We start from the raw sequence: 25,882 nt of genomic DNA on the forward strand, positions 1-25,882 counted from the left end.
TTGAAATATCAGGCATTATTATTTGATTTAGACGGCACGTTAACTGCTTCAGGAGAAGGGATTACAAAGTGTGTGCAGTATGCTTTAAAAAAGCTGAATAAGAATGAACTGGCACAGGATTTAAAGAAGCTTGAGGTGTTTGTAGGACCTCCTTTATTAGAGCAGTTTATGGCTTATGCAGGGCTTTCAGAGGAAGAAGCGGAGGAAGCAGTGAAATATTATCGGGAACGTTATCTGCCTGTTGGAATATTTGAAAACAGACCTTATGAAGGAATTGAAGAAGTGCTGAAAAAGTTAAAAGAGAGGGGATATATCCTTGCAGTAGCGTCTTCTAAACCGGACTCTATGGTAAAAACAGTTTTAAATCATTTTTCTTTGAGCGGCTATTTTCAGGTGATAAAGGGAAGTGATATTACAAAGCCCAAAATGACAAAAGCTGAAGTTATTGAAGAAGTCTTAGAAGAGCTGGGATTTTCTGAAAAGAGAGAGTCTGTCATCATGATCGGGGACCGTCATCATGATGTTTCAGGAGCAAAAACGGCAGGGATTTCCTGTATAGGAGTTACTTATGGCTATGGCGATTTTCAGGAATTGCAGCAGGCAGGAGCAATAAAGATTGTTGACAGCACACAGGAATTAGGAGAGATTTTTGGCGCTTGAGAATACTTGACAATCAAACTATAATGTGGTAAATTGTCGCATTGAGAAGTAAAAAGGAAGGAAGATGAAATGTGCTGATTTTAGTCATTATGTGTATTGGAATATGCATTGGAAACAGGTTTTTGCCTCCAAAGTATAAGAAAGCGAATGAGATTTTTCAGATTATGTGTACTCTATCATTGATTTTTTCTATGGGCGTTATGCTGGGAAAAGATGAACATTTTTTTGATAAACTCTTTACATTGGGATGGGAAAGCTTTTTGTTTTTCCTTGTGCCTTCCGTATGTTCCGTTATACTGGTGTTTATTTTGACAAATCGTTTTATGGATGATAAAAGAAAAAAAGAAAAGGATTGACTTATGGTAATTTTAGCAGTTTTGGCATTGGTTTTAGGTGTCCTTGTGGGTACTTTCGATGTGCAGAATTTTTTACTGGATGCACTGGTATCGAATAAGGATTTAGTTTTATATCTTTTAATGTTTTCCGTGGGAATGAGCATTGGCCTTCACAAAGGAATTATTAGAAAGATAAAAGAATATCATGTGAAAATATTGATTATTCCGGCGGGGATTATTGTAGGAACACTTCTGGGAGGGGTGTTTCTCAGCATGATAACAAAGTATAACGTAGGAGAGAGCACTTCGGTGGTAAGCGGTTTGGGCTGGTACAGCCTCGCAGGTGTTACCATAGGAAATCTGGCAGGAGCGCAGCTTGGAAGTATTGCTTTTTTAAGCAACCTAATGCGGGAAATTTTTTCGTTTTTTACCATTCCTTTTATTGCAAAACACTTTAATTATTATTCCTGTATTGCCCCGGCAGCGGCTACAAGTGAAGATACCACACTTCCTATGATGATGAAATACACCAATGAGGAAACAGTGGTTTTATCGGTAATTAACGGAGTTTTATGCTCTGCGGTGGTACCGATATTAATTCCTTTATGTTATCAGTTGAAGTTTTGAGAGGGATAAAAGGGCAGGAAAAGTGAGGAGCTTTTGCTGCCCTTTTTTATATACTCTATAAAAAATTGATTATTTCTGTTTATTTTTCTGAAAACTAAAAAAAATTCTTTGTATTTACCGCCTTTATCCGATATAATATACCTAACAAACGGGTCGTGTAGTAAAAAGAGAAAGGGGCGGTAGGAATGAAGAAATATAGTATATGTATTTTTTTATGCGGAATGTTGCTTGCAGGATGCAATAGTGAAAAAGAACTTTCACAGATTAAAATTCCCGAAGAAAAAATAGCCAAGTTTCAAATGGGAAGTATAGGATCAAAACCGGAAGAATATAAACACTTATCCGATCTCATTGAAGATATGGAAGAAGCTGTGCCGGAAAAAGACCAGAAGAAAGCACCCCATAGAGGAGAAGACTATTATCCTGTCTCCTTTATCTACGAAGATGAAACAAAGGATATTTTCTATTTCTTCCCAGAAGGTGAGAAATGGTATCTGGAAACAGAGAATGGAGACGTTTATGGAAATGCAGATTTTATTTTGGATTATGTAGATATTGATTTTAACGTTGATGTAAAAAGGGAGATAAGGATAGATAAAGATGTGTTAAAAAGATCTTTAGAAATAGGAAAAGACTTTAAAACTTATGATACAAACTTTTTCTTTGCAAATGGCGTTGTAAATAGAATGGAGATAACAGGAGATACGGAAGAAGATGCCATTTCTAAAGAGAGAAAAAGTAGCATAGACAGTCGAAAAGTATATGAATATGCGAAAAAATTTGGTTATGAAGTTTCAGAAAAAGAAGTGGAGGAAAGGATAAAAAAAATACTGGAAGACTTTAACGAACAGGAAGATTATCCGGAATATGAAGCTATTTGTAAAGAATACGGGATAACCATGGAAGAATGTTTGGAGAAGAGCAGAGATTATATCAAAGAAGAAATGACAAAAAATAAACTTTCACTTGAAACGTACAAGGATTTTCAAAATGGAAAAGATAAAATAAAGGATAAGACCTATGAGACACCGTATGAATATTCTCGGGCAATCTTAGACGAAGTTGTATATACGGAAATATCAGATGAAGATATCGCTTCTTATATTCAGGAGTTGGATGAAGCAGAAGCATATTATTTGGAAAATTTTTAGTTACTGATTTAGAAAAGAAGTTCCCGCTTTAAAAGGTGGGAACTTCTTTTCGTTTATATCTGATTAGTCTAATGTTTTATGATATTCCTGTAAGGATTTCAAAGACTGTGACTCTTTATTTAAAATCGCTTTTACACCGGTTGCACTTGCCAGAGCTGCTGACATTGTGGTGATGTAAGGGATTTTCTTATTAATTGCTGTTTTTCTTAAATAGGAGTCATCGTATTTACTCTGTTTTCCGGCAGGAGTGTTGATTACTAAATCAATTTCTCCGCTTACTAAGGCATCGTAAACATTTGGGCTGCCTTCCTGAAGCTTTTTCAGAGTCTTACATTCTACACCGTTTTCGTTGAAGAATTTTGCACATCCTTCTGTAGAAACAATGCTAAATCCAAGTTCTTTAAACTGTTTTGCAGCTTCCAATGCCTGTGCACGGTCATTTTTGTTTACACTGATTAAAGCAGTTCCGCTAAGAGGAAGTTTTGCTCCTGCAGCTTCCTGTGCTTTGTAGTAAGCTGTTCCGAAAGACTCGCTTAAACCGAGAACTTCACCGGTAGAACGCATTTCAGGTCCTAAAAGCGGATCAACTTCTGGGAACATATTGAATGGGAATACCGCTTCTTTTACACCATAATATGGATGCGCTTTTTCTTTAAATGCAGTTACGTCAGGACGTTCATTTGTCAGCTCGTAAGTCATAAGTTTTGTGGCAATGTTTGCCATGTTAATGTTACATACTTTAGAAACAAGCGGTACAGTACGGGATGCACGTGGATTTGCTTCCAATACATAAACCTTATCTTCGCAGATTGCGTACTGCATATTCATAAGACCTACAACACCCATTTCGCAGGCAATAGCAGTTGTATATTTTCTGATGAGTTCTTTATTCTTTTCAGAAATTTCAACAGAAGGAATGACACAAGCGGAGTCACCGGAGTGAATACCTGCCTGTTCAATATGCTGCATAACAGTTGGAACAAATGCGTGTGTACCATCAGAGATAGCATCTGTTTCACATTCCAGAGCATTCTGTAAGAATTTATCCATGAGGATTGGACGTTCTGGTGTAACATCAATGGCAGCAGCCATGTAATCTCTTAACATATTGTCATCGTAAACAACTTCCATACCACGTCCGCCTAATACATAAGAAGGACGAACCATCATTGGATAGCCGATGCGGTGAGCAATTTCCAGAGCTTCTTCAACATTGACAGCCATTCCAGACTCAGGCATTGGGATTTCCAGTTTATGCATCATTGCGTTAAACAGATCTCTGTCCTCTGCCATATCGATAACAGCAGGAGAAGTACCCAGAATGTGAGCGCCACGTTTTTCCAGCTCTGCTGCAATATTCAGAGGAGTCTGTCCGCCGAACTGAACGATAATACCAAGAGGTTTTTCCTTATTGTAAATAGACATAACATCTTCTACAGTCAGAGGTTCAAAGTATAATTTGTCGGAAGTATCGTAGTCTGTAGAAACTGTTTCAGGATTACAGTTTACCATGATCGTTTCAAATCCTAATTCACGCAGAGTAAAGGCTGCATGAACACAGCAATAATCAAATTCGATACCCTGACCAATACGGTTTGGACCGCCGCCAAGTACCATAACTTTTCTTCCGTTTGATACAGGAGCTTTGTCTTCGCCGTTGTATGTAGAATAGTAGTAAGCAGCAGGTTCTTCTACACCACTTACCGGTACGGCATCCCAACGTTCACCCATGCCAAGAGCTTCTCTGCGTTTGAATAATTCCCATTCATCTGTATCTAAAAGCATAGCAAGGTATTTATCGGAAAATCCGTCTTTCTTAGCCTGAATGAGAAGCTCGTCAGGAAGAGTTTTGCCTTTATAAGTGAGGATTTCTTCTTCCAAATCAACCAGTTCTTTCATCTGCTGTAAGAACCAGAGTTTGATATGTGTCATATCGTGAAGTTTTTCTAAGGAAGCGCCTTTACGGATTGCTTCGTAGAGAATGAATTGTCTCTGGCTGGTTGGTTTTTCCAGTTTTGCATATAATTCGTCTAAAGTAAGTTTATGGAAGTCTTTTACAAATCCAAGACCATAGCAGCCTCTTTCCAGAGAACGGATGGCTTTCTGTAAAGCTTCTTTATATGTTTTACCGATAGACATAACTTCGCCTACGGCTTTCATCTGTGTGCCCAGCTTATCCTGAGAGCTTTTGAATTTTTCAAATGCCCAACGAGCAAATTTTACGACAACATAATCTCCGGATGGTTTGTAGTTTGCCAGAGAACCGTCCTTCCAGTATGGAATTTCATCAAGGGTAAGTCCTGCTGCCAACAATGCAGATACATAAGCAATAGGGAAGCCAGTTGCTTTACTTGCAAGAGCAGAAGAACGGGATGTTCTTGGGTTGATTTCGATAATGATGATACGGTCTGACTTCGGATCATGAGCAAACTGTACGTTTGTACCGCCGATTACACCGATAGATTCTACAATTGCGTGTGCCTGTTTTTCCAGACGGTCCTGCAGCTCTTTGGAAATTGTGAGCATTGGTGCAGAACAGAAGGAGTCACCGGTATGTACACCCATTGGGTCGATATTTTCAATAAAACAAATAGAGATTTTCTTTCCTGTTTTGTCGCGAACAACTTCAACTTCAAGTTCTTCCCAACCGATTACAGACTCTTCTACAAGAATTTGGTTTACCATAGAAGCAGCAATACCTCTTGCAGCTACCTTTTTTAATTCTTCTTCATTATAGACAATACCGCCGCCTGTACCGCCCATTGTATAAGCAGGACGGATAACACATGGGTATCCTAATTCTTCGGCAATTTTCAGAGCTTCTTCTACAGAATAAGCAGGTGCGCTTTTTGCCATTTCAATACCAAGTTTGTCCATGGCATTTTTAAATTCGATACGGTCTTCACCGCGGCTGATAGCATCTACCTGAACACCGATAACTTCTACATTGTATTTGTCCAGAACACCGGCATGATAGAGCTCTTCACAAAGGTTTAATCCGGACTGTCCGCCTAAGTTTGGAAGAAGGGCATCCGGTCTTTCTTTTGCAATGATTTCAGTCAGGCGTTCCACATTTAAAGGTTCGATGTAAGTAACATCTGCTGTGGAAGGGTCAGTCATGATTGTAGCAGGGTTGGAGTTTACCAGTACGATTTCGTAGCCAAGGTTACGTAAAGCTTTGCACGCCTGTGTACCGGAATAGTCAAATTCACACGCCTGTCCGATGATAATTGGGCCGGAACCGATAATAAGAATTTTGTGTATATCATTTCTCTTTGGCATAAAGAACCTCCATTTATATATATTTTTTATGACTTTACATACATAATAAAGTATATCATAAAGGGAGATTATTAAGCAAGGAAATAATAAGATTTTCTTTACCCTAAAAAACTTTTATGCTATACTATACTAAATTTACTGAATTTGGAGGGAAGGTTTATGATAGAAGTTCGAAATTTGACAAAATTTTATAATGTATTGGAAAAACCTGCGGTAAAGGATGTTTCTCTTTGTGCAAGACCAGGGGAAATTACCATTCTTTTAGGACCAAACGGAGCAGGAAAATCTACTACCATTAAAAGCATTGCAAATCTTTTAAACTATGAGGGGGAAATTTTAATATGCGGTCATGACAATAATACTATTGAAGCCAAGAAATGTTTCAGCTACGTGCCTGAAATCCCTATGCTGTACGATGTTCTTACCGTGGATGAAACCATAGAATTTATTGGCAGGGCATATCGTGTAAAACATTATAAAGAAATAGCGGACAGGTATCTGGAAGCATTTAAAATGACAGAAAATCGGAAAAAACTGGCAAAAGAATTAAGCAAAGGCATGCGTCAAAAATTAAGTATGATTTTAGCTTTTATCATTCAGCCAAAAGCCCTGCTTGTAGATGAACCCATGGTAGGTCTGGATCCGGCCAGCATCGAGGAAGTTCTGGAAATTTTCCGGCAACTGCGGGCAGAAGGCACAGCAATTCTCATTAGTACGCATATTATTGATATTGTAAATGATATCTGGGACAGGGCTTATATTATGAACAGGGGAGAAATTGTAAAAGAAATAGGCAGAAAAGATGCGGGAGAAGAAACTTTAAAGGAAATCTTCTTTGAAACTACAAAGGAGGGAGATGTATGAATTCATTCTTCTATTTGTTTCGGACGAAAATAAAGGGGGCTGTAAGAGTCCAGTTTTCCTCCTTGGGAACGGGCATGGCGGTAATTTTTATGGTTTTAATTTATGGAGTGCTTATAGGTACTATTTTTATGTCTTCTGTGCCTTATGAACGGGAAACCATGTATTTGCAGACCGCCACGGCAATTCTGGCAGGAGTGGGTGTTACGGCTTTCTTTTCAATGCTGTCGTTAATGAGCAAACGAAAAGCGCTTTTATATGATACCGATGCTTTTTATTTCTTTTCCGGTCCTTATACAAAGATGCAGACAAATCTCTTTATTTTAGTACAGACTTTAAAAGGCGCATTGGGATATGGACTGATAGGGTGCTTTTTTATGGGCTTGCTTTCTGTGGGAAGATATTTTTCAATTCCGTATTTTCTTTTATGTCTGCTGGTATTTTTCTTAATCAGCTCTCTATTTTTACTGATGACAGATTATATTTATATGTGGACTTTGGTAAAGCCGAAGGTAAGGGTTTGGAATTATATTGCAGTAACATTGGTGCTGGCATCAGCAGGAGTGGTTTTCTTCCTGTCTATGCAGGCGGCAGGTTATGATTTTGAAGATGGATTTTTTAGATTTGCCGTAAGCAGGGAGTTTTATTATGTACCCTTCTTTGGCTGGGGTAAGCTTGTTTTAAGTGCTTTTTTGGAAAAAGAGCATATAGGGATGATAATTGGTATGGCTCTTTTATTGATTGCGAATGCTGTGTTTGTTATTTTATTTTTGACTTTTCCAAAAAATATTGTGGAGCAGGCTGTGCGGGATGCAGAAGAAGTCAGTAATTATGTTCGCAGGGTAAAGGCAAATGGAGGCAATATTCTTAGCAGCGAAGGAAAGATAAAGCAGGTTCGAGGCGAATTTCCGGAAGGTGCAAGAGCAATTTTTTATAAAAATATTCTTACCATGAAAAAAACAGGCAGTTTTTTAAGAAAACAGGATTTTTTTGTTATTGTTGTATATTTTGTTTTAAGTTATGTGATAGCGCCGGAAAACCAGTTTTATATGTTTAGTTACATGATGATTTTATGGTTGTTTAATCTTTTAAATGATGCTGAATTTTTAGGAGAATTGAAAAATTATCAGATTTATCTGATACCGGAAAAACCATTAAAAAAATTAATTTATGCAATTTTGCCTGCGTACATGAAAGTATCTATTTTGCTTGGGACTGCAATTTTGCTTGTGGGAATTTTTAATCGTATGCCTGTTCTGACGATTTTGCAGTATCTTTTTATGCTCTTGGGATATGGCATGATTTTTATTTCCGGTACTGTATGGGCAACAAAAGTTATGAAAACAAAAGCCAGCGCTGCAATGGAAAATCTGCTTCGTATGCTTATTATTTTACTTGCGGCAGTTCCGGCAACGGCAGCAGGATTTTTTACATGGATGTTGTTCAGAGATATGTATGTATTTCAGGCAGTTGTTACAATTGTTACCATACTTATGAATTTTATGGTATCGGTAATTATTATTGTTGCCTGTCAGGGAATGATGAATGGGAGAGAAATATAGAAGGGAATGAAAGAAATGTTGGCATCAAAAGAAGAAATTAAAATTCAGCAGGCAGTGGTACATATTTTAGACTCTGCACTGGGAATGCCGGTATTATCCGACACATTACTGGATTGCGGTTCTGATTTTTCCGATTTTTTGAAAAGTCATATTTTTAAAATTGACAGCAGTGATGAGATAAAAAACTGCAGTTTTACAGAGGAGTCTTCTGTTTTTCCTCTGGTAGAAGAATGGAATTCTGAAAAATTTCTGGAAGTTTCTCAAAAAATAGCAGGAGAACTTTATACAATTATGAACCAGAATATAGAAATTCCGGCTGCAGATTTACTGGTGGTAGAATATGCAATGGAAAAGCACAATTATTTGGCGCTTTTAAAAATGAATTATAAAACTTCCTACACCCATCTGACAAACTCAGATCCGTGGGGGAATAATAACGATATTATTAAGCAAAAAGCAATTCTTCCGGGAGAAACACAGAAACTTACGGAAGCTGCTTTAATTGACCTTATGGCGCCCCAGTATGTACGTCTGGTGGAAAAGAAGTATGATGTAAACGGTGTAAAAACAAATTATTTTTCTCAGTGTTTTTTAAAATGTAAAGGTTCTTTGTCTTCTAAGACAAAACTTGCCATTGTAAATAAAGCTGTAACAGAAGTTCAGAAAAAGTATTTTCATGACTCTGAGCAGTTTGAGGTGCAAATGGAAACCAAAAGTATTTTAAATCAGGAATTTTCTGAACAGGGTGGTTTGGAAGTGCCTGTGGTAATTGACAAAATTTTTAAGGAACACCCTCAGATGAAAGAGGAGGTTCAGGAAAAATTAGAAAAATATAATCTTACAGAGGCTACTATCGAACCCCAAAATCCGCTGACAACAAAAAAATTTACTAAGCAGCATTTAATGACAGATACAGGGATTGAGTTGAAAATACCTATGGAAGAATACAATAATAAAGATAAAATAGAATTTATCACAAATCCAGATGGAACGATTTCTGTTTTAATTAAAAATATCGGAAGTATTGAAAGCAAGTAAGAACCATGTTATAATTACCTGAAAAATCATCTCTGTAAAGTCGTTGCACATCAACGCTTTGGTGAGATAAAGAAAAAAGAAGAAGAGGTACATAATATGGAAAGAGAAAAATTTTCCTCACGAATTGGTTTTATCCTGATTTCAGCAGGTTGTGCCATTGGACTTGGAAACGTATGGAGATTTCCTTACATTACGGGAAAATACGGCGGCGCAGCGTTTGTGCTGATTTATTTATTCTTTTTACTTGTTCTAGGACTTCCAATTATGGTAATGGAATTTTCCGTGGGAAGAGCAAGTCAGAAAAGTATTGCAACATCTTTTAACGTTCTTGAACCGAAAGGAACGAAGTGGCATATTTACCGCTATTTCGGTATGGCAGGCAATTATCTTTTAATGATGTTTTATACTACTATTGGCGGTTGGATGCTGGCATACTTTGTAAAGATGATGAAAGGTGATTTCGCAGGGCTGGATACCGAGGGGGTAGGAGCAGAGTTTGCAAAGCTTACCACAGATATGCCGACCATGATTTTCTGGATGGCAGTCATTGTTATTATTGGTTTTTTAGTGTGTTCTATGGGACTGCAAAGTGGTGTAGAGCGTATTAACAAGATTATGATGGTAGTGCTTTTGGGGCTGATGGTAGTACTGGCAATTAATTCCTGCCTGCTGCCCGGTGCATCAGAAGGACTGAAATTTTATTTGCTCCCTGATTTTGGGAAGTTAATAGAAGCAGGAATTTCTGAAGTGGTCTTTGCGGCTATGGGTCAGGCATTCTTTACTTTGAGTTTAGGTATTGGAGCGCTGGCTATTTTCGGAAGTTATATTGGAAAAGAGAGAAAGCTTACAGGAGAAGCAATTAATATTACGATTTTGGATACCAGTGTGGCACTTATTGCAGGTCTGATTATTTTTCCTGCCTGTTTCGCCTTTGATATTAATCCGGGAGAAGGTCCGGGACTGGTGTTTGTTACACTTCCAAATGTATTTAACGAAATGAAAGGCGGAAGACTTTGGGGCTCTTTGTTCTTCCTGTTTATGACGTTTGCTGCATTATCTACCATTATTGCAGTATTTCAGAATATTATTTCTTTTGCACAGGATTTGTGGAACTGGAGTCTGAAAAAAGCAGTTTTAGTAAATGGAGTGGCTATTTTTATTTTATCTCTGCCTTGTATTTTCGGTATGACAATCTGGAGCGATTTTACAATTTTAGGAAAGCAGATTATGGACTTTGAGGACTTTTTGGTTAGCAACAATATGCTGCCGTTGGGTTCATTAGTGTATCTGCTGTTCTGTGTGAATAAATATGGCTGGGGTTGGGAGAATTTCCTGAAAGAAGCCAACACAGGAGCAGGTGTTTCTTTCCCTAAAAAGATGAGAGTGTATCTTACTTTTGTACTTCCTATTGTAGTATTCTATATTTTTATTCAGGGATATTGGAGCCTTTTTGCAGGATTAAAATAAAGGAAAAGAAAGTTTCAGAAAAATTTCTTGAAATCGGAGAGTTTTATAGGTATACTTAGAGAAAAGCGGTGCTTTATGCCGTTACGGGAATTAAGAGATAAAGGAGCTTATACAATGAAACGAATTTTATTGAAATTAAGTGGAGAAGCTTTAGCAGGACCGAAAAAAACAGGTTTTGATGAAGCAACCGTTATGGAAGTTGCAAAACAGGTAAAGGTACTTGTAGATGAAGGAATTCAGGTTGGTATTGTAATCGGAGGAGGAAACTTCTGGAGAGGACGTACCAGTGAAAATATTGACAGAACAAAGGCAGACCAGATTGGTATGCTGGCAACTGTTATGAACTGTATTTATGTTTCTGAAATTTTCCGTGCAGCAGGAATGAAGACAAGTGTACTCACACCATTTGAGTGCGGTTCTTTTACAAAGCTGTTTTCCAAAGATCGTGCTAATAAATACTTTGAGAGAGGCATGGTTGTTTTTATGGCAGGTGGAACAGGACACCCATACTTCTCAACAGATACAGCTACTGTACTTCGTGCTATTGAAATTGAAGCAGAAACAATTTTCCTTGCAAAAGCTGTAGATGGTGTTTATGACAGTGACCCGAAAACAAACCCGGATGCTAAAAAGTATGATGAAGTTCACATTCAGGAAGTAATTGATAAAAAATTGGCAGTTGTGGATATGACAGCTTCTATTATGTGTATGGAAAATAAAATGCCAATGCTGGTATTTGGTTTAAATGAAGAGAACAGCATTGTTAATACTGCTCATGGCAAATTCACAGGTACAAAAGTGCTTGTATAGTCGGAATTTTAAATTAGGAGGAAGAAAATATGGCAACAGATGAGAGAATTCAGGTATATGAACATAAAATGACTAAGACATTGGACAGTCTTACCAAAGAACTGGTTACCATTCGTGCAGGACGTGCAAATCCGCATATTTTAGATAAACTTACCGTAGACTATTATGGAACACCTACACCGCTTCAGCAGGTGGCAAATATTACTGTTCCAGAAGCAAGAATGATTCAAATTCAGCCTTGGGAAGCATCCTTAATCAAAGAAATCAGTAAAGCAATTTTATCTTCTGATTTAAATTTAAACCCAAATAGTGATGGAAAGATTATTCGTCTGGTACTTCCGGAATTGACAGAGGAACGCAGAAAAGAACTGGTAAAAGATGTTAAGAAAAAAGGTGAAGCAGCTAAAGTTGCAGTTCGTAATGTGCGCCGCGATGCCAATGATGCTTTTAAAAAGCTGGCAAAACAGGATGTATCTGAAGATGAAATTAAAGAATTAGAAGACCAGATTCAAAAAATTACAGATAAATTTGTAAAAGAAATTGAAAAAGCAGTAGAAGAAAAATCAAAAGAAATTCTGACTGTATAAAAAAGAACATAGGAAGGGGCACATACAAATTCCGTATTGTGCCTCTTTTATGCGTAGGAGGAAGAAATATGACGGTTCCCAAGCATGTAGCAATTATCTTAGACGGAAATGGACGGTGGGCAAAGGCGAAAGGAATGCCCAGAACCTATGGACATATTAAGGGCTGCGAAAACCTGGAGAAAATCTGTAGTATAGCAAAGGAATTAGGAGTCAAATATCTTACAGTATATGCATTTTCTACGGAAAACTGGAAACGTTCCAAAGAGGAAGTAGACGGACTTATGAAACTGTTTCGCAATTATATGAAGCGGTGTATTCAGATTTCAAAAGAAAATAAAATGTGTGTGCGTGTTATTGGTGACCCCACAATGTTTGATAAAGATTTGCAGGAGAAAATAAAGGAATTAGAAGAGTATTCCAAGCAATACGATGAGCTTCATTTTCAGATTGCTTTGAATTACGGAAGCAGAGATGAAATAAAAAGAGCGGTAATGAAAATGGCAGAAGATGTAGAAAAGGGAGTACTTTTACCACAGCAGATTACAGAAGATGTTATTTCAGATTATTTAGATACAAAGGGACTTCCGGATCCGGATTTGTTAATTCGCACAAGCGGCGAAGAAAGGCTTTCAAACTTTTTAATGTGGCAGCTTGCGTATACAGAATTTTATTTTACAGATGTGGCCTGGCCGGATTTTGACAAAAAAGAATTTGAAAAAGCAATTGATAAATTTAATCACAGAGACCGCAGATATGGTGGCGTGAAGGAGGAGTAAAATGTTTAAGACAAGACTTTTAAGCGGGATTGTCCTTGTGGCGATTGCAATCGCTTCCGTTGCTGCAGGAGGCCCTGTGTTATTTGCAGTACTTTTGGCAATTTCTTTGATTGGAGTAGGAGAATTATATCGTGCCATGGAGGTGCACCAGAAAGGCTTTGGGGCATTGGAAATTGCAGGATATGTAGGTACTGTTTTGTATTATCTGTCTCTTCTCTGGGTAAAGACAGATAAATTTTCTATGATGATTTTGTTGTTTACCCTGGTATTAATTATGTGCGTCTATGTATTTACTTATCCGAAATACAGAGCAGAACAAATTATGGCAGCCTTATTTGGGATTGTGTATGTAGCAGTTATGCTGTCTTATATTTATAAAACAAGGGCTTTAGAAGGCGGTGCATGGCTGGTAGGACTGATTTTCCTGAGTTCATGGGGAAGCGATACCTGTGCATATTGTGTAGGAATGTTAATTGGAAAACATAAAATGGCGCCGGTATTAAGCCCGAAAAAGTCCATTGAAGGTGGAATAGGAGGCGTTCTGGGAGCGGCACTTTTAGGTGCAATTTATGCACTTCTCATTTCCGGTGTCAACCAGGCAGATGGTCACACTCCATTGATGTATGCAATTATCTGTGCAGTGGGAGCATTGATTTCTATGGTAGGAGATTTGGCGGCATCTGCCATTAAGAGAAATAAGGAAATAAAAGATTATGGAAAACTTATTCCGGGACATGGCGGTATTTTAGACCGTTTTGACAGTGTTATTTTTACAGCACCGTTTATTTATTTCCTTGCGATTGTTTTAATATAAAGAGGAAAGCGTATGAAGAAAATTGCAATTTTAGGTTCAACAGGTTCAATAGGAACACAAACCCTTGATATTGTCAGTAAAAATGATGATTTACAGGTAGTAGGAATTGCTGCGGGAAGAAATATTGATTTGCTGGAAAAGCAAATCCGCCAGTTTTCTCCCCGATTGGCAGCTGTGGGAGATGAAAAAAAGGCACAGGAACTGAGACTTCGTGTACAGGATACAAATTGTAAAGTGGTAGGCGGAATGGAAGGTTTAATTGAGCTGGCGGTGATGGAAGATGCAGAAATTCTGGTAACTGCCATTGTGGGAATGATAGGAATACGTCCGACTGTTGCTGCAATTTGTGCAGGAAAGCATATTGCACTTGCTAATAAAGAAACTCTTGTTACTGCAGGGCACATTATCATGCCTTTAGCAAAAGAGCATGGTGTGAAAATTTTGCCTGTAGACAGCGAGCACAGCGCAATTTTTCAGGCATTAAACGGAGAAAATCCGAAAACTATTGAAAAATTGCTGATTACAGCTTCCGGAGGTCCGTTTAGAGGAAAGAAGACAGAAGAACTCCAGAATATGCAGGTAGAAGATGCTTTAAAACATCCTAACTGGGCTATGGGACAGAAAATTACCATTGATTCTGCTACTTTAGTAAATAAAGGGCTGGAAGTTATGGAAGCGAAATGGTTATTTGATGTAGATTTGGATAGAATACAAGTGGTAGTACAGCCTCAGAGTGTTATTCATTCTATGATTGAATTTAAAGATGGCAGTATTATGGCGCAGCTTGGTACACCGGATATGCGTCTGCCTATTCAGTATGCGCTGTATGAGGGCGAGCGTAAGTATTTAGACGGCGAGCGCCTGGATTTTGCAAAGCTGGCATCTATTACCTTTGAAAATCCGGATATGGAAACTTTTAAAGGATTGCCTCTTGCAATGCGGGCATCGAAAATAGGAGGCTCTATGCCCACAGTTTTTAATGCTGCCAATGAAAAAGCAGTGGCATTATTTTTAAATCGCAAAATCGGATTTTTGGATATTTATAAAATTATTGAAGATGCAATGAATGAGCATACATTAATTTTAAATCCTACGGTTGAAGAAATTTTGAATATTGAACAAGACGTATATAAGAGGATTGAAGGCAGGTGGTAAATTGAAAATTTTAATAGCAATTTTGATATTCTCCGTCATTATTATTTTCCATGAGCTGGGACATTTCCTTCTGGCAAAGAGAAACGGGATTAAGGTTACGGAATTTTCCCTTGGAATGGGTCCCAGACTTTTGTCTATGGAAAAGGGAGAAACCCGTTATTCTTTAAAAGTATTTCCCATAGGCGGTTCCTGCATGATGGTAGGTGAAGATGATGACGATGACAGCGAAGGTTCTTTTAACAAGGCATCTGTGTGGGCGAGAATATCTGTTGTTGCGGCAGGACCTATATTTAACTTTATTTTGGCGTTTGTGTTTGCTATGATCATTACAAGTGTAGCAGGTTATGATCCGGCCAGGGTGCTGCAAGTGGAAGAGAATTCTCCTGCAGCTGAAGCAGGGCTTCAGGAAGGGGACATTATAACAGAATTTCAGGGGAGAAACATTGTTTTAGGAAGAGATTTGGACTCCTATATGATGCTTCATGGTCTGAAAGATGAAGATATTACCCTGACTTATGAGAGAAATGGAGAGAAGAAAGAGATTTCTTTTGAGGCGTATAGTGAAGAGAAATATATGCTGGGATTTTCCTATGTACCCACATCGGATGGTGAGCCGGAAATTACACAGGTTGTTTTAAATGGTGCAATGATGGAAGCCGGTGTGCAGGCGGGAGATATTATCCGGGAAATCAATGGAGAAACCATTGAAACCAGTCAGGAAATACAGGAATACTGGGAGAAAAATCCGCTGGATGGCTCAGAAATTAGTCTGGGGATTGAGAGAAATGGTGAAATACAGACAATTTTATTAACGCCACAGATGACAAAACAAGTGGATACAGGTTTTGCTTATAATTTGTACCGGGAAAAAACAAACTTTTTAGGTGTATTAAGATATAGTGCTTCTGAAGTGCGATACTGGATTTCCAATACTATAGAAAGTCTTATGATGCTGATAAAGGGGCAGTTTAGTGTAAATGACCTTTCCGGTCCGGTGGGAATTATTGATGTCATTGGCGACTCCTACGAAGAAGCGAAAGAGGAAGGCACGGTTATGGTATGGCTGCAAATGCTGTATTGGGCAATTCTGCTTTCAGCGAACTTAGGTGTTATGAATTTGCTCCCTATTCCGGCTTTAGATGGAGGAAGACTTGTTTTCCTGATTGTGGAAGCTGTGCGAAAGAAAAAATTAGATCCAAATGTAGAAGGAATGATTCATTTTGCAGGATTTGTTTTATTGATGTTTTTAATGGTGTTTGTAATGTTTAACGATTTTCGAAGATTATAATTGAACTGTCACATAAAAGAGTAATCAGGAATATCTATACATTTTTGGCGGATTTGTTGAGTGAGTGCAGACTGAGCGTAAAATGTATAGATATTCTCAATAATTACCTGATGTGACAGTTTTCTTATTTCATGGGAAACTGCTTCCTGCGAAATAAGAAATGCTCCGCAAGGATTGCACTGCGGCGGATGGAATTCTTTTTAGACCAATTCTGCAATTCTGGTGACTCCTACGAAGATTTCCTGAATTTCGTACCAGGTAGAATAATCTATAATTCCTGTGGCTGGAAGGCCGAAAATTTGTTGAAATTTTTTGACTGCGTTTTGCGTATTTTCTCCAAAAACACCATCTACAGAAATTTTTGGAAGAGCAGGGTATGCATTAGCAATAGCATTAAGTTGTTCCTGTATTTGGCGAACCTTGCTGCCAGATGAACCAATATCTAAAGGCTGCCCCGGCCATGAGGCGGGAATTCCCGAAATTTCTTCAGCAGTGTTGATGTACATGTTGTTGCCATAGAAGTTTCGCAAGATTTCAATGGCAGAATAACCCTGATCCCCAAGGTATTTCGAACCCCACTGTGTCATCCAGTTTGGACATTGGACTCTTTGCCCATCACAATACTGGGTTAAAATCGGCTGCCGTACACCTGGTCTTGAAAGATAATTATCAAAGAGTTCATCTACGATACGAGAGATACTTTCAAAGATGTTTCGGCCGTGCATCCATTTATGGTCAAATGCTGTTGAAGAAGTAATTGTAAAGTCATATCCCTTATTTCTATACCATTCGGTATAAACGCGGTTTAAGGTAAAGGACATAATTGCCAGCACATTTGCACGAATAGTATTGTCCGGCCATGTGGCATAGATTTCACTGCTGGCTACATTTTTAATATAGTCTCGATAACGAACATAATAATCCTTTGCAGTGGAGTCACTGGGAGTGCCATCATGTACAACTACATATTCGGGAATAACTACACGGCTCAGGACAATTTCTCCTGATGTATCCATAGGTTTGATTTCATCTTCAGGGATTTTTTCGGGATATTCTCCATACAGTGTATGAGCAGGAATAACAATATCTTCAAAAGTACGTGGACCACTTTGAGGAGATAGAACAGCTCTTTGGATTGCGGTGGCATTTGGCAGTATTTCTGCTCCGGATATATCTAAATCTTCAAAGCCTTCTTTAGAAATACGAAAAGTGTATTCTGCATAAGGTTGATATTCAGAAGGCGCCATACTGTATTCTAAAGGCGGAGCAGGAAGCTGAATTTCCGGTATCATGCCATTGGCATCTGTTTTCACTTCTTCGATAATTGAGTCAGGATCTCCGGTATAGGAAATTTGAACAGAAGCATCTTCAACCGGCTGACTGCGAATGGAAGAGAGAACATAAAGCTGTAAATTTCCTTCGTCCGGGTGATCTGTCTGCATAGATTTTAAAGAGGTTGTATTCATAAAAATACCTCGGATTTTTCGTTGCTTTAGTATATGAATAAAAAAAGAAAAGGTGAAGATATAGTTGAAATTTTTATGAATTAGAGCTAAAATGAGAACATAAGAAATGCGCTGGATAATAAAAAGACAGGGAGAAAAGGAATAAAGCTGTCGTAGGGAAAGAATATCTTTTCTGGGCAGCTTTTTTGATTGTATAGGAAATTGCGTTATATACAATCAAAACGTTCCACGAAGAACGCACTGTGACAGATAGGAGGAAAATGTATGGCAAAGTATGTAATGGCATTGGATGCAGGGACAACCAGTAACAGATGCATTTTATTTAATAAAAAAGGAGAGATTATCAGCTCTGCTCAAAAGGAATTTACACAGTATTTTCCAAAGCCGGGCTGGGTGGAGCATGATGCAAATGAAATCTGGTCTAATCAGTTAGGTGTTGCTGTAGAGGCAATGCAGAAAATAGGGGCTGAGGCAGAGGATATTGCAGCGATTGGTATTACAAATCAGAGGGAAACGGCTATTGTATGGGATAAAAATACAGGGGAACCCATTTATCATGCCATTGTTTGGCAGTGCAGAAGAACATCTGAATATTGTGATCAGTTAAAGGCGAAAGGACTTACGGAAGTTTTTCGAAAGAAAACAGGATTGATTATTGATGCTTATTTTTCAGGAACAAAAGTGAAATGGATATTAGATCATGTAGAAGGCGCCAGAGAACGTGCGGAAAATGGAGAATTGCTCTTTGGAACTGTTGAAACATGGCTGATTTGGAAGATGACAAAGGGAGCTGTTCATGTAACTGACTATTCTAATGCATCCAGAACTCTTCTCTATAATATCAATACACTGGAATGGGATAAGGAGATTTTGGCAGAGCTTGATATTCCGGAGTGTATGCTGCCACAGGTAAAACCTTCCAGTTGTATTTATGGAATGGCGGACAGCAGCTTTTTTGGTGGCGAAATTCCCATTGCAGGGGCAGCAGGGGATCAGCAGTCTGCACTTTTTGGACAGACTTGTTTTGAAAAAGGAGATGCGAAGAATACTTATGGGACAGGTTGTTTCTTATTGATGAATACAGGAGAAAAACCAGTGTTTTCTCAAAATGGCCTTGTCACTACCATTGCATGGGGACTGGATGGGAAAGTAAATTATGCTCTGGAAGGCTCCGTGTTTGTGGCAGGAGCGATTATTCAATGGCTGAGGGATGAGCTGCGTCTTATTGACTCAGCAGAAGACTCAGAATATATGGCGAAAAAGGTAAAGGATACCAATGGATGTTATGTTGTGCCAGCTTTTACAGGACTGGGAGCACCTTATTGGGATCAATATGCCAGGGGAACGATTGTAGGTCTTACAAGAGGCGTGAATAAATGTCATATTATCCGAGCTTCTCTGGAGTCATTGGCATATCAGGTTCATGATGTTATTGAGGCCATGAGGGCGGACTCTGGTATGGAGTTGAATTTCCTGAAAGTAGATGGCGGTGCCAGTGCCAATAATTTTCTTATGCAGGCACAGGCAGATATGATACAGGTTCCTGTAAAAAGACCGGTGTGTGTGGAAACAACGGCGATGGGCGCTGCATATCTGGCGGGATTGGCTGTGGGATACTGGAACAGTAAAGAAGAAATTATAGAGAATTGGAGCACAGATCGAGTATTTTATCCTGAACTTACAAAAGAGGAAAGAGATAAAAAGACAAAAGGCTGGAAAAAGGCAGTAAAATGTGCTTATGGATGGGCAAAAGAAGATTAATTTAGAAAGAAGATGTCATAATGTTTGGAGAAAATCATGCACATATTTTCATGAATGGGATAAATTATAAAGCGGCAGTAAATCGTCATAGACAAGGGGTAGACATAGAGGTTATCCACGAACATTTTCGTGCATATAAAGAAAAGGGTATTCAGTTTATACGAGATGGCGGGGATGATTTGGGTGTGTCTGAAAAGGCGAAAGAAATCGCATCAGAGTATGGTATTATTTATCGGACTCCTATTTTTGCCATTCATAAAAAAGGGCATTATGGAGGAATTGTAGGAAAAGCTTTTACAGATATGAAGGAATATGCCTATTTAGTAAAAGAAGTGAGAAGACGTGGCGGGGATTTTATTAAAATTATGACTACGGGGATTATGAATTTTGACACAGATGGTTCTGTGACAGAAGAGCCTTTGAAATTTGATGAAGTAAAAGAGATGGTACATATCGCCCATGAAGAAGGATTTTGTGTAATGTCACATACAAATGGGGCAAGGGCTGTTCTGGAAGCAGCTCTTGCCGGTGTGGACAGCATTGAACATGGAAATTATATAGATGAAGAAGCTATGTGGGCAATGAGAGAAAACGGAACTGTGTGGGTTCCTACTATAACTGTAGTGAAAAATATGATTGGCTGCGGCAGGTTCTCTGATGATGTTTTGGAAAGAATATGGGAAACAGGAAGCAGTAATATACAAAAAGGATATGAGATAGGAGTACAGTTTGCTTTGGGCAGTGATGCAGGAGCTTATCTTGTACCTCATGGACAGGGGCTTGAAGATGAATGGGAATGTTTTCAGGAGATTTTGGGAAAGAATAAAGAAGTAACCGAAATGCTTCTGGAAGGAGAAAGAAAAATTCAGGAGAAATTTGCAAGGAGGTAATAGACAGTAAATGCAAGAAAAGCACAGCTTTGTTTTGAAAGGGAATATTTGTTATAGTGGCAGCAATAAGAAGCTTGTTATTTGTCCAAAGAGTTATGTGGTATGTCAGGAAGGGATTTGCAGGGGTGTATTTCAGGAACTTCCAAAGGAATATGAAAGTTATTATCTAAAGGATATGAAAGATGCGTTAATTATACCGGGATTAGTGGATTTGCACACACATGCACCTCAGTACGCTTTTCGAGGTCTGGGAATGGATTTGGAATTGCTGGATTGGCTGAATACACATACGTTTCCGGAGGAAATGAAATATGCGGATGCAGACTATGCAAAGAGAGCGTATACAATGTTTGTGGATGATTTAAAGAAAAGCGCTGTTACCAGAGCTGTGATTTTTGCTACTATGCATGTGGAAGGGACAAAAGTCCTAATGGATTTATTGGAAGAGTCTGGTCTGGATACGTATGTGGGAAAAGTGAGCATGGATAGAAATGCATTGGAAGGTTTACAGGAAGAAAGTCCAAAAGCAGCATCAGAGGCTGTAAGACAGTGGTTACTGGAAACGGAAGGGCATTATGAGCATACCAAACCTATTTTAACTCCCCGCTTTATTCCATCCTGTTCCGATGCTTTGATGGAAGAACTTCACAATATTCAGAAAGAAACAGGATTGCCTCTACAGTCTCATTTGTCAGAAAATCCGGGAGAAATACAGTGGGTGCAGGAACTTTGCCCAAATTCTTTGAGCTACAGTGATGCTTATTATCAGGCAGGATTATTCGGAGGGGATTGTCCTACAATTATGGCGCATTGTGTTTGGCTAAAAGATGAAGAGATTTCTCTGATTAAGAAACAGGGTGTGTTTATTGCTCATTGTCCACAGTCGAATACAAATCTTTCTTCTGGAATTGCACCTGTTCGGAAGTTTCTGGATGAAGGAATTTCAGTGGGGCTTGGCAGTGATATGGCAGCAGGATATAGCACCTCGGTTTTAAGAGCTATGGCAGATACAATTCAATGCTCAAAACTTCGCTGGCGTCTGGTAGATACGGAACAAAAGCCTGTAACATTGGAAGAGGCGTTTTATCTGGGGACAGCAGGCGGTGGAGCATTTTTTGGAAAAGTGGGAAGCTTTTTAGATGGATATGAGTTTGATGCTGTTGTTTTTGACGACAGTGGGCTTTTACACCCTCAGGAATTAAGTGTGAAAGAACGTTTGGAAAGATTAATTTATCTGGCAGATGACAGGCAAATACAGAGCAAATTTGTAAAAGGTAATTTGATTTACGAAAAAAATTAAAAAAACTATTGACGAATGGAAAAACATTTGTTATACTTTCACTTGTCGTTTGAGAGAAGCGACAGGTAAGCGGGAGTGCTGGAATTGGCAGACAGGCAAGACTAAGGATCTTGTGTCTGTATAGACGTGTGGGTTCAAGTCCCATCTCCCGCATAGAGAAAAGCCGATATTTGTCAGGAAACTGATAGATGTCGGCTTTATTTGTGCTATAATAGGAAATTCCGACTTTTGTTGGAACAATGAATGAAAATAGCCCACACAAAGGTGGGCATAGGAACAAGATGACGCTCGTTAGAAGATATAAAAACCTTCTACACCAGCCTCATCGGCAAATAAATCATCTTCGTTTAAAAAGTAATCCATATCCAGAAGCTCCTCCTCGCTCATATTGCGAATGTCCTTAGGAGTCATTCCTTCTGGTGGATTGTCAATGTATTTTTTGCGTAATTCCTCGATACCTGTTTTCATGGAACCATCCTCCTTTTAGAGGATTATAGCATAGAATGTAAAAAAAGAAATCATGCAGAAGAACGCTTTCCGAGAAATTTGGACATTGCTTTCTCATAAAGTTCTTCGAGGGATACGCGTTGGTGATTATAATAAAGTTCCAGGAACTCCATTTTGTGCCTGCAGCCGGGACATTCCAAAGGATCATAGCCGAAGGAAGAAAGAATGGCATTGCGCCACAGGTTGAAGCTTCGGTAAATGCGGTGCCTGCTTTTGGGGATAGCCCGGTAGAGTTTTGCATCTGTTTTTCTGTGTCTGGCATATAAGCCGCCATAACGGATCATTTTAAAGTGCTTTTCGGGGATATGGCGGATAAGCCTTTTTATGAAATCCATGGCAGGAATAGTTTCCTGTATATATTGATCATCCTCATGGCGGTTATAATGAAAAGTCACCATTTCGCCATCATAGGAGTCAATTCTGGAGACGGCGATGACAGGTCGGCCAAGATACCGGCCAATATAGCGGATGACTGCTTTAGGGTCACAGAGGTTTGGTCTGGCATAAACATAGAAGCCCTGCTTGTGTTCATCATAACATTTGGCTTTTACTTTTTTAAAAGAAGAACCGAGGAGAGTTTCCATCTCATTGAGGAGAGCGGTGCGGAAAGCATTCCGAAGAAAGGTGTAGTTAAAATGCTTTACGGGTTTCCAGAGTCCATCATCACTAAGACCGCCTTCGGAAATAAGGCAGTGAATGTGAGGGTTCCATTTGAGATCCCTGCCAAAGGTATGCAAAACCATGAGAAAGCCGGGGGTAAAATTTTTGGATTGATTGATTTTGAAAAACATACGGGAGACGACACTGTTGACGGAATGAAAAAGGCAGTCAAGGAGTGTGCGGTCTTTGAGAAAGAAATCCCGAAGGTTTTTGTCAATGGTAAAAACACAGTGGCGATGGCTGGACTGTATGAGTTTGAAAGCCATGCTGGTAGAGCGCTCCATGGAATATTTGATGCCGCAGGTAGGGCAAAAGCGGCTGTGACAGCGGAAAGGAACGAATTTTAGGTTACCGCAGTGGGTGCAGGCATACATGGCACCGCCGAAGGAAGGATCACCGCAGTGGATCATTTTATCAATGTTTTCCATTTCCGTTTTTCTGGGATGGAGGGTATATTTAATTTCTTCATAATAGTCGGTAAAAATTTTTTGAAGTATATTCATGAGAGTATTATGACAGATAGGGAAGGAAAAAGAAAGCCCCAACCCCTCAAAGATTGAGGGGCAGGGGAGTTGAAGTGTCGAAGACACTTTTTTAAGAAAATTCTTAAAAAAAGAGAAAAAGTATAAATTAAAGAAAATTTTCAAAAAATACTTGCAAAATGAAAAATATGTGCTATACTATATGAGTACTTGCGAGATAGGCAAGATGCAGGCGGGAGTGCTGGAATTGGCAGACAGGCAAGACTAAGGATCTTGTGTCTGTATAGACGTGTGGGTTCAAGTCCCATCTCCCGCATAAAGGAAAAGTTGGTATTTGTCAAATAATTGATGAATATCAGCTTTTTTGCTATGTAGAAATAAGAGCAGGGAATAAAGGAGATTTATAAATGTTAGAAATTGGATGTCATTTATCTTCCTCAAAAGGTTACGAGGCTATGGCAAAGGAAGCGGAAAAAATTCATGCCAATACATTTCAGTTTTTTACCAGAAATCCAAGAGGGGCAAAAGCGAAGGAAATCAAACAGGAAGATGTAGATGCTTTTCTGATAAGAGCGAAAGAGCAGGGAATTAACAGAATTTTAGCGCATGCACCATATACGCTGAATGGCTGCTCAGCAGATGAGAGTATTCGGGAGTTTGCGGTGAATACGATGAAAGATGATTTAAAAAGGATGGAGTATACTCCGGGAAACTGTTATAACTTTCATCCGGGAAGCCATGTAAAGCAGGGAGTGGAAACAGGAATTCAGTATATTGCAGATATGTTAAATGAAATTCTTCTTCCGGAGCAGAGTACCACGGTATTGTTGGAAACAATGGCAGGAAAAGGAAGCGAAGTGGGAAGATGTTTTGAAGAGCTGAGGGAAATTATCGACAGGGTAGAATTAAAAGAAAAGCTGGGGGTTTGTCTGGATACCTGCCATGTATATGACAGCGGATATGATATTGCAGGAAATTTAGATGGAGTTTTAACAAAATTTGATGAAGTAATCGGATTAGATAGATTAAAAGCAATTCATTTAAATGACAGTATGTATGGACTGGGAAGCCATAAAGACCGGCATGCTAAAATCGGAGAAGGAAAACTGGGATTGGAAGCAATTGTGAGAGTTATCAATCATCCAGTTCTTAGAAATTTACCTTTTTATTTGGAAACCCCAAATGATTTAGAGGGGTATGCAAGAGAAATTGCTCTTTTAAGAAATTCTTATAAAGAATTGTAGAAATTTTTTGAAAAGAAAAAGAGGAAATAGAAGAATTTTCGGAAATAATATATATGAAGAGTTCTTTTGAAAGTGTGTGGCACTGCCACATAATGTTTTGCCGAAAGGCATTAGAAAGTCAGGTGACTGCCTATGAATATTCGTGAACAAATGGAAAAGAGAGAATTAGAACTTTTAAGTCCTTATGCCTCCCATAGTATTCACTCTAAAGGAAGGGAGAAAGAAGAGCAGGAATGTGATATTCGGACGGTATACCAGCGAGACAGAGATCGCATTGTGCATTGTAAAGCATTTCGCCGTATGAAGGATAAGACACAGGTTTTTTTGTCTCCGCAAGGAGATCATTACAGAAACCGTCTGACACATACTCTGGAAGTTTCTCAAACAGCCAGAACGATAGCAAAAGCATTATCTTTAAATGAGGATTTAGTGGAAGCTATTGCTCTGGGACATGATTTGGGACATACACCTTTTGGACATGCAGGGGAGAGGGCTTTGAACAAAGTCTGTCCCTTGGGATTTGCACATTATAAACAAAGTGTCCGGGTAGTGGAGCGTCTGGAAAAAAATGGTGAAGGATTAAATCTTACCTGGGAAGTCAGAGATGGAATTTTAAATCACAGAACCAGCGGAAAACCTCATACTTTGGAGGGACAAGTAGTTCGTTACTGTGACAAGATTTCTTATATTCATCATGATATGGATGATGCGCAACGTGCAGGTATTATTACAGAGGATGATATTCCCATTACTTTACGTATGCTTTTAGGAGCAACTACAAGGGAACGTCTGAATACATTTGTACATAATATTGTAGAAAACAGTCAGGGAAAAGACAGGATTATGATGTCGCCGGAGATCGAGGAAGGACTTCGGGATATTCGCTCATTGATGTTTCAGGATGTTTATTTAAATCCTGCAGCTAAAAGCGAAGAAAAAAAGGCAGAACATGTAGTAGAAGAATTATATACATATTACAATAAATATCCGGAAAAGATGTCAGAAGAATATCAAAAGCTTCTGTATCAGGAGGAACCAAAGGAAAGAGTAATATGTGATTATATATCAGGTATGACAGATCAGTATTCTCTGGAAAAGTTCCGTGAGCTTTTTATTCCAAAGGGCTGGAGCGTTCAGGGAAAAGGACAGTAGAAAAGAG

The 25,882-nt window shown here is 38.8% G+C and carries 23 protein-coding genes and 2 tRNA genes; 21 read left to right on the plus strand and 4 right to left on the minus strand.

Annotated features, from left to right (window positions below; all coding sequences use genetic code 11):
* From BQ7352_RS09905 to BQ7352_RS09920, 4 genes are all read left to right on the plus strand, one after another.
* Positions 1-660, plus strand: coding sequence for an HAD-IA family hydrolase (locus tag BQ7352_RS09905; RefSeq protein WP_072449066.1), 660 nt, complete (start codon positions 1-3; stop codon positions 658-660).
* A 71-nt stretch (positions 661-731) separates the two neighbouring features.
* Positions 732-1,016, plus strand: coding sequence for a hypothetical protein (locus tag BQ7352_RS09910; RefSeq protein WP_072449067.1), 285 nt, complete (start codon positions 732-734; stop codon positions 1,014-1,016).
* Positions 1,017-1,019: 3 nt separating this feature from the next.
* Positions 1,020-1,622: a LysO family transporter gene (locus BQ7352_RS09915; protein ID WP_072449068.1), complete on the plus strand. Its 603-nt coding sequence runs from the start codon at positions 1,020-1,022 to the stop codon at positions 1,620-1,622.
* Positions 1,623-1,807: 185 nt separating this feature from the next.
* Positions 1,808-2,773, plus strand: a complete 966-nt coding sequence (locus BQ7352_RS09920) for a SurA N-terminal domain-containing protein (RefSeq protein ID WP_072449069.1) — start codon at positions 1,808-1,810, stop codon at positions 2,771-2,773.
* Positions 2,774-2,836: 63 nt separating this feature from the next.
* Here BQ7352_RS09920 and carB read toward each other — a convergent pair whose 3' ends face one another.
* Positions 2,837-6,055, minus strand: coding sequence for a carbamoyl-phosphate synthase large subunit (gene carB, locus BQ7352_RS09925; protein WP_072449070.1), 3,219 nt, complete (start codon positions 6,053-6,055; stop codon positions 2,837-2,839).
* A gap of 159 nt (positions 6,056-6,214) precedes the next feature.
* On the opposite strand from carB, the gene BQ7352_RS09930 reads away from it, so the two are divergent.
* From BQ7352_RS09930 to rseP, 10 genes are all read left to right on the plus strand, one after another.
* Positions 6,215-6,919, plus strand: coding sequence for an ABC transporter ATP-binding protein (locus BQ7352_RS09930; RefSeq protein WP_072449071.1), 705 nt, complete (start codon positions 6,215-6,217; stop codon positions 6,917-6,919).
* Complete coding sequence (locus BQ7352_RS09935) at positions 6,916-8,478, plus strand: putative ABC exporter domain-containing protein (RefSeq protein WP_072449072.1); 1,563 nt, start codon at positions 6,916-6,918, stop codon at positions 8,476-8,478. The genes BQ7352_RS09930 and BQ7352_RS09935 overlap by 4 nt, the downstream gene beginning before the upstream one ends.
* Before the next feature lie 15 nt (positions 8,479-8,493).
* Complete coding sequence (locus BQ7352_RS09940) at positions 8,494-9,516, plus strand: nucleoid-associated protein (protein WP_072449825.1); 1,023 nt, start codon at positions 8,494-8,496, stop codon at positions 9,514-9,516.
* Positions 9,517-9,612: 96 nt separating this feature from the next.
* Positions 9,613-10,983, plus strand: a complete 1,371-nt coding sequence (locus BQ7352_RS09945; RefSeq protein WP_072449073.1) for a sodium-dependent transporter — start codon at positions 9,613-9,615, stop codon at positions 10,981-10,983.
* 114 nt (positions 10,984-11,097) lie between these two features.
* A complete protein-coding gene (gene pyrH, locus BQ7352_RS09950; RefSeq protein WP_072449074.1) occupies positions 11,098-11,793 on the plus strand; it encodes a UMP kinase in 696 nt (231 codons plus the stop codon).
* A gap of 29 nt (positions 11,794-11,822) precedes the next feature.
* The gene (gene frr, locus BQ7352_RS09955) at positions 11,823-12,380 is read left to right on the plus strand and encodes a ribosome recycling factor (RefSeq protein WP_072449075.1); all 558 of its coding nucleotides are present in this window, start codon (positions 11,823-11,825) and stop codon (positions 12,378-12,380) included.
* A 68-nt stretch (positions 12,381-12,448) separates the two neighbouring features.
* On the plus strand, positions 12,449-13,156 hold the full coding sequence (locus tag BQ7352_RS09960; RefSeq protein WP_072449076.1) for an isoprenyl transferase: 708 nt from the start codon (positions 12,449-12,451) through the stop codon (positions 13,154-13,156).
* A 1-nt stretch (position 13,157) separates the two neighbouring features.
* Positions 13,158-13,970 (plus strand): phosphatidate cytidylyltransferase, encoded by an 813-nt coding sequence (locus tag BQ7352_RS09965; protein ID WP_072449077.1) that lies wholly within the window; start codon positions 13,158-13,160, stop codon positions 13,968-13,970.
* 12 nt (positions 13,971-13,982) lie between these two features.
* Positions 13,983-15,125, plus strand: coding sequence for a 1-deoxy-D-xylulose-5-phosphate reductoisomerase (gene dxr, locus BQ7352_RS09970; RefSeq protein ID WP_072449078.1), 1,143 nt, complete (start codon positions 13,983-13,985; stop codon positions 15,123-15,125).
* Position 15,126: 1 nt separating this feature from the next.
* Positions 15,127-16,413: an RIP metalloprotease RseP gene (gene rseP, locus BQ7352_RS09975; protein WP_072449826.1), complete on the plus strand. Its 1,287-nt coding sequence runs from the start codon at positions 15,127-15,129 to the stop codon at positions 16,411-16,413.
* 200 nt (positions 16,414-16,613) lie between these two features.
* On the opposite strand, the gene BQ7352_RS09980 is transcribed toward rseP, so the two are convergent.
* Positions 16,614-17,879, minus strand: a complete 1,266-nt coding sequence (locus tag BQ7352_RS09980) for a peptidoglycan-binding domain-containing protein (RefSeq protein WP_072449079.1) — start codon at positions 17,877-17,879, stop codon at positions 16,614-16,616.
* A 264-nt stretch (positions 17,880-18,143) separates the two neighbouring features.
* Here BQ7352_RS09980 and glpK point away from each other — a divergent pair, with 264 nt between their 5' ends.
* The 4 genes from glpK (at position 18,144) to BQ7352_RS10000 (ending at position 21,983) form a co-directional block, all read left to right on the plus strand.
* A complete protein-coding gene (glpK, locus tag BQ7352_RS09985; RefSeq protein WP_072449080.1) occupies positions 18,144-19,640 on the plus strand; it encodes a glycerol kinase GlpK in 1,497 nt (498 codons plus the stop codon).
* A 20-nt stretch (positions 19,641-19,660) separates the two neighbouring features.
* Positions 19,661-20,530, plus strand: coding sequence for an amidohydrolase family protein (locus tag BQ7352_RS09990; RefSeq protein ID WP_072449081.1), 870 nt, complete (start codon positions 19,661-19,663; stop codon positions 20,528-20,530).
* Between the two features lie 10 nt (positions 20,531-20,540).
* Entirely contained in the window at positions 20,541-21,830 is a 1,290-nt protein-coding gene (locus tag BQ7352_RS09995; RefSeq protein WP_072449082.1) for an amidohydrolase family protein, read from the plus strand.
* 69 nt (positions 21,831-21,899) lie between these two features.
* Positions 21,900-21,983, plus strand: a tRNA-Leu gene (locus tag BQ7352_RS10000).
* A gap of 138 nt (positions 21,984-22,121) precedes the next feature.
* Here BQ7352_RS10000 and BQ7352_RS14650 read toward each other — a convergent pair.
* Both BQ7352_RS14650 and BQ7352_RS10005 read right to left on the minus strand, forming a co-directional pair.
* Positions 22,122-22,298, minus strand: a complete 177-nt coding sequence (locus tag BQ7352_RS14650) for a hypothetical protein (protein ID WP_200791354.1) — start codon at positions 22,296-22,298, stop codon at positions 22,122-22,124.
* A 50-nt stretch (positions 22,299-22,348) separates the two neighbouring features.
* A complete protein-coding gene (locus BQ7352_RS10005; RefSeq protein WP_072446888.1) occupies positions 22,349-23,500 on the minus strand; it encodes an IS91 family transposase in 1,152 nt (383 codons plus the stop codon).
* A 211-nt stretch (positions 23,501-23,711) separates the two neighbouring features.
* On the opposite strand from BQ7352_RS10005, the gene BQ7352_RS10010 reads away from it, so the two are divergent.
* The 3 genes from BQ7352_RS10010 (at position 23,712) to BQ7352_RS10020 (ending at position 25,875) form a co-directional block, all read left to right on the plus strand.
* Positions 23,712-23,795: transfer RNA gene (locus BQ7352_RS10010), tRNA-Leu, on the plus strand.
* 91 nt (positions 23,796-23,886) lie between these two features.
* A complete protein-coding gene (locus BQ7352_RS10015; protein ID WP_072449083.1) occupies positions 23,887-24,723 on the plus strand; it encodes a deoxyribonuclease IV in 837 nt (278 codons plus the stop codon).
* 132 nt (positions 24,724-24,855) lie between these two features.
* Positions 24,856-25,875: a deoxyguanosinetriphosphate triphosphohydrolase gene (locus tag BQ7352_RS10020; protein ID WP_072449084.1), complete on the plus strand. Its 1,020-nt coding sequence runs from the start codon at positions 24,856-24,858 to the stop codon at positions 25,873-25,875.
* Positions 25,876-25,882 lie beyond the last annotated feature (7 nt).

Source organism: Blautia sp. Marseille-P3201T (genome assembly GCF_900120295.1).
Taxonomy (GTDB): Bacteria; Bacillota; Clostridia; order Lachnospirales; family Lachnospiraceae; genus Blautia.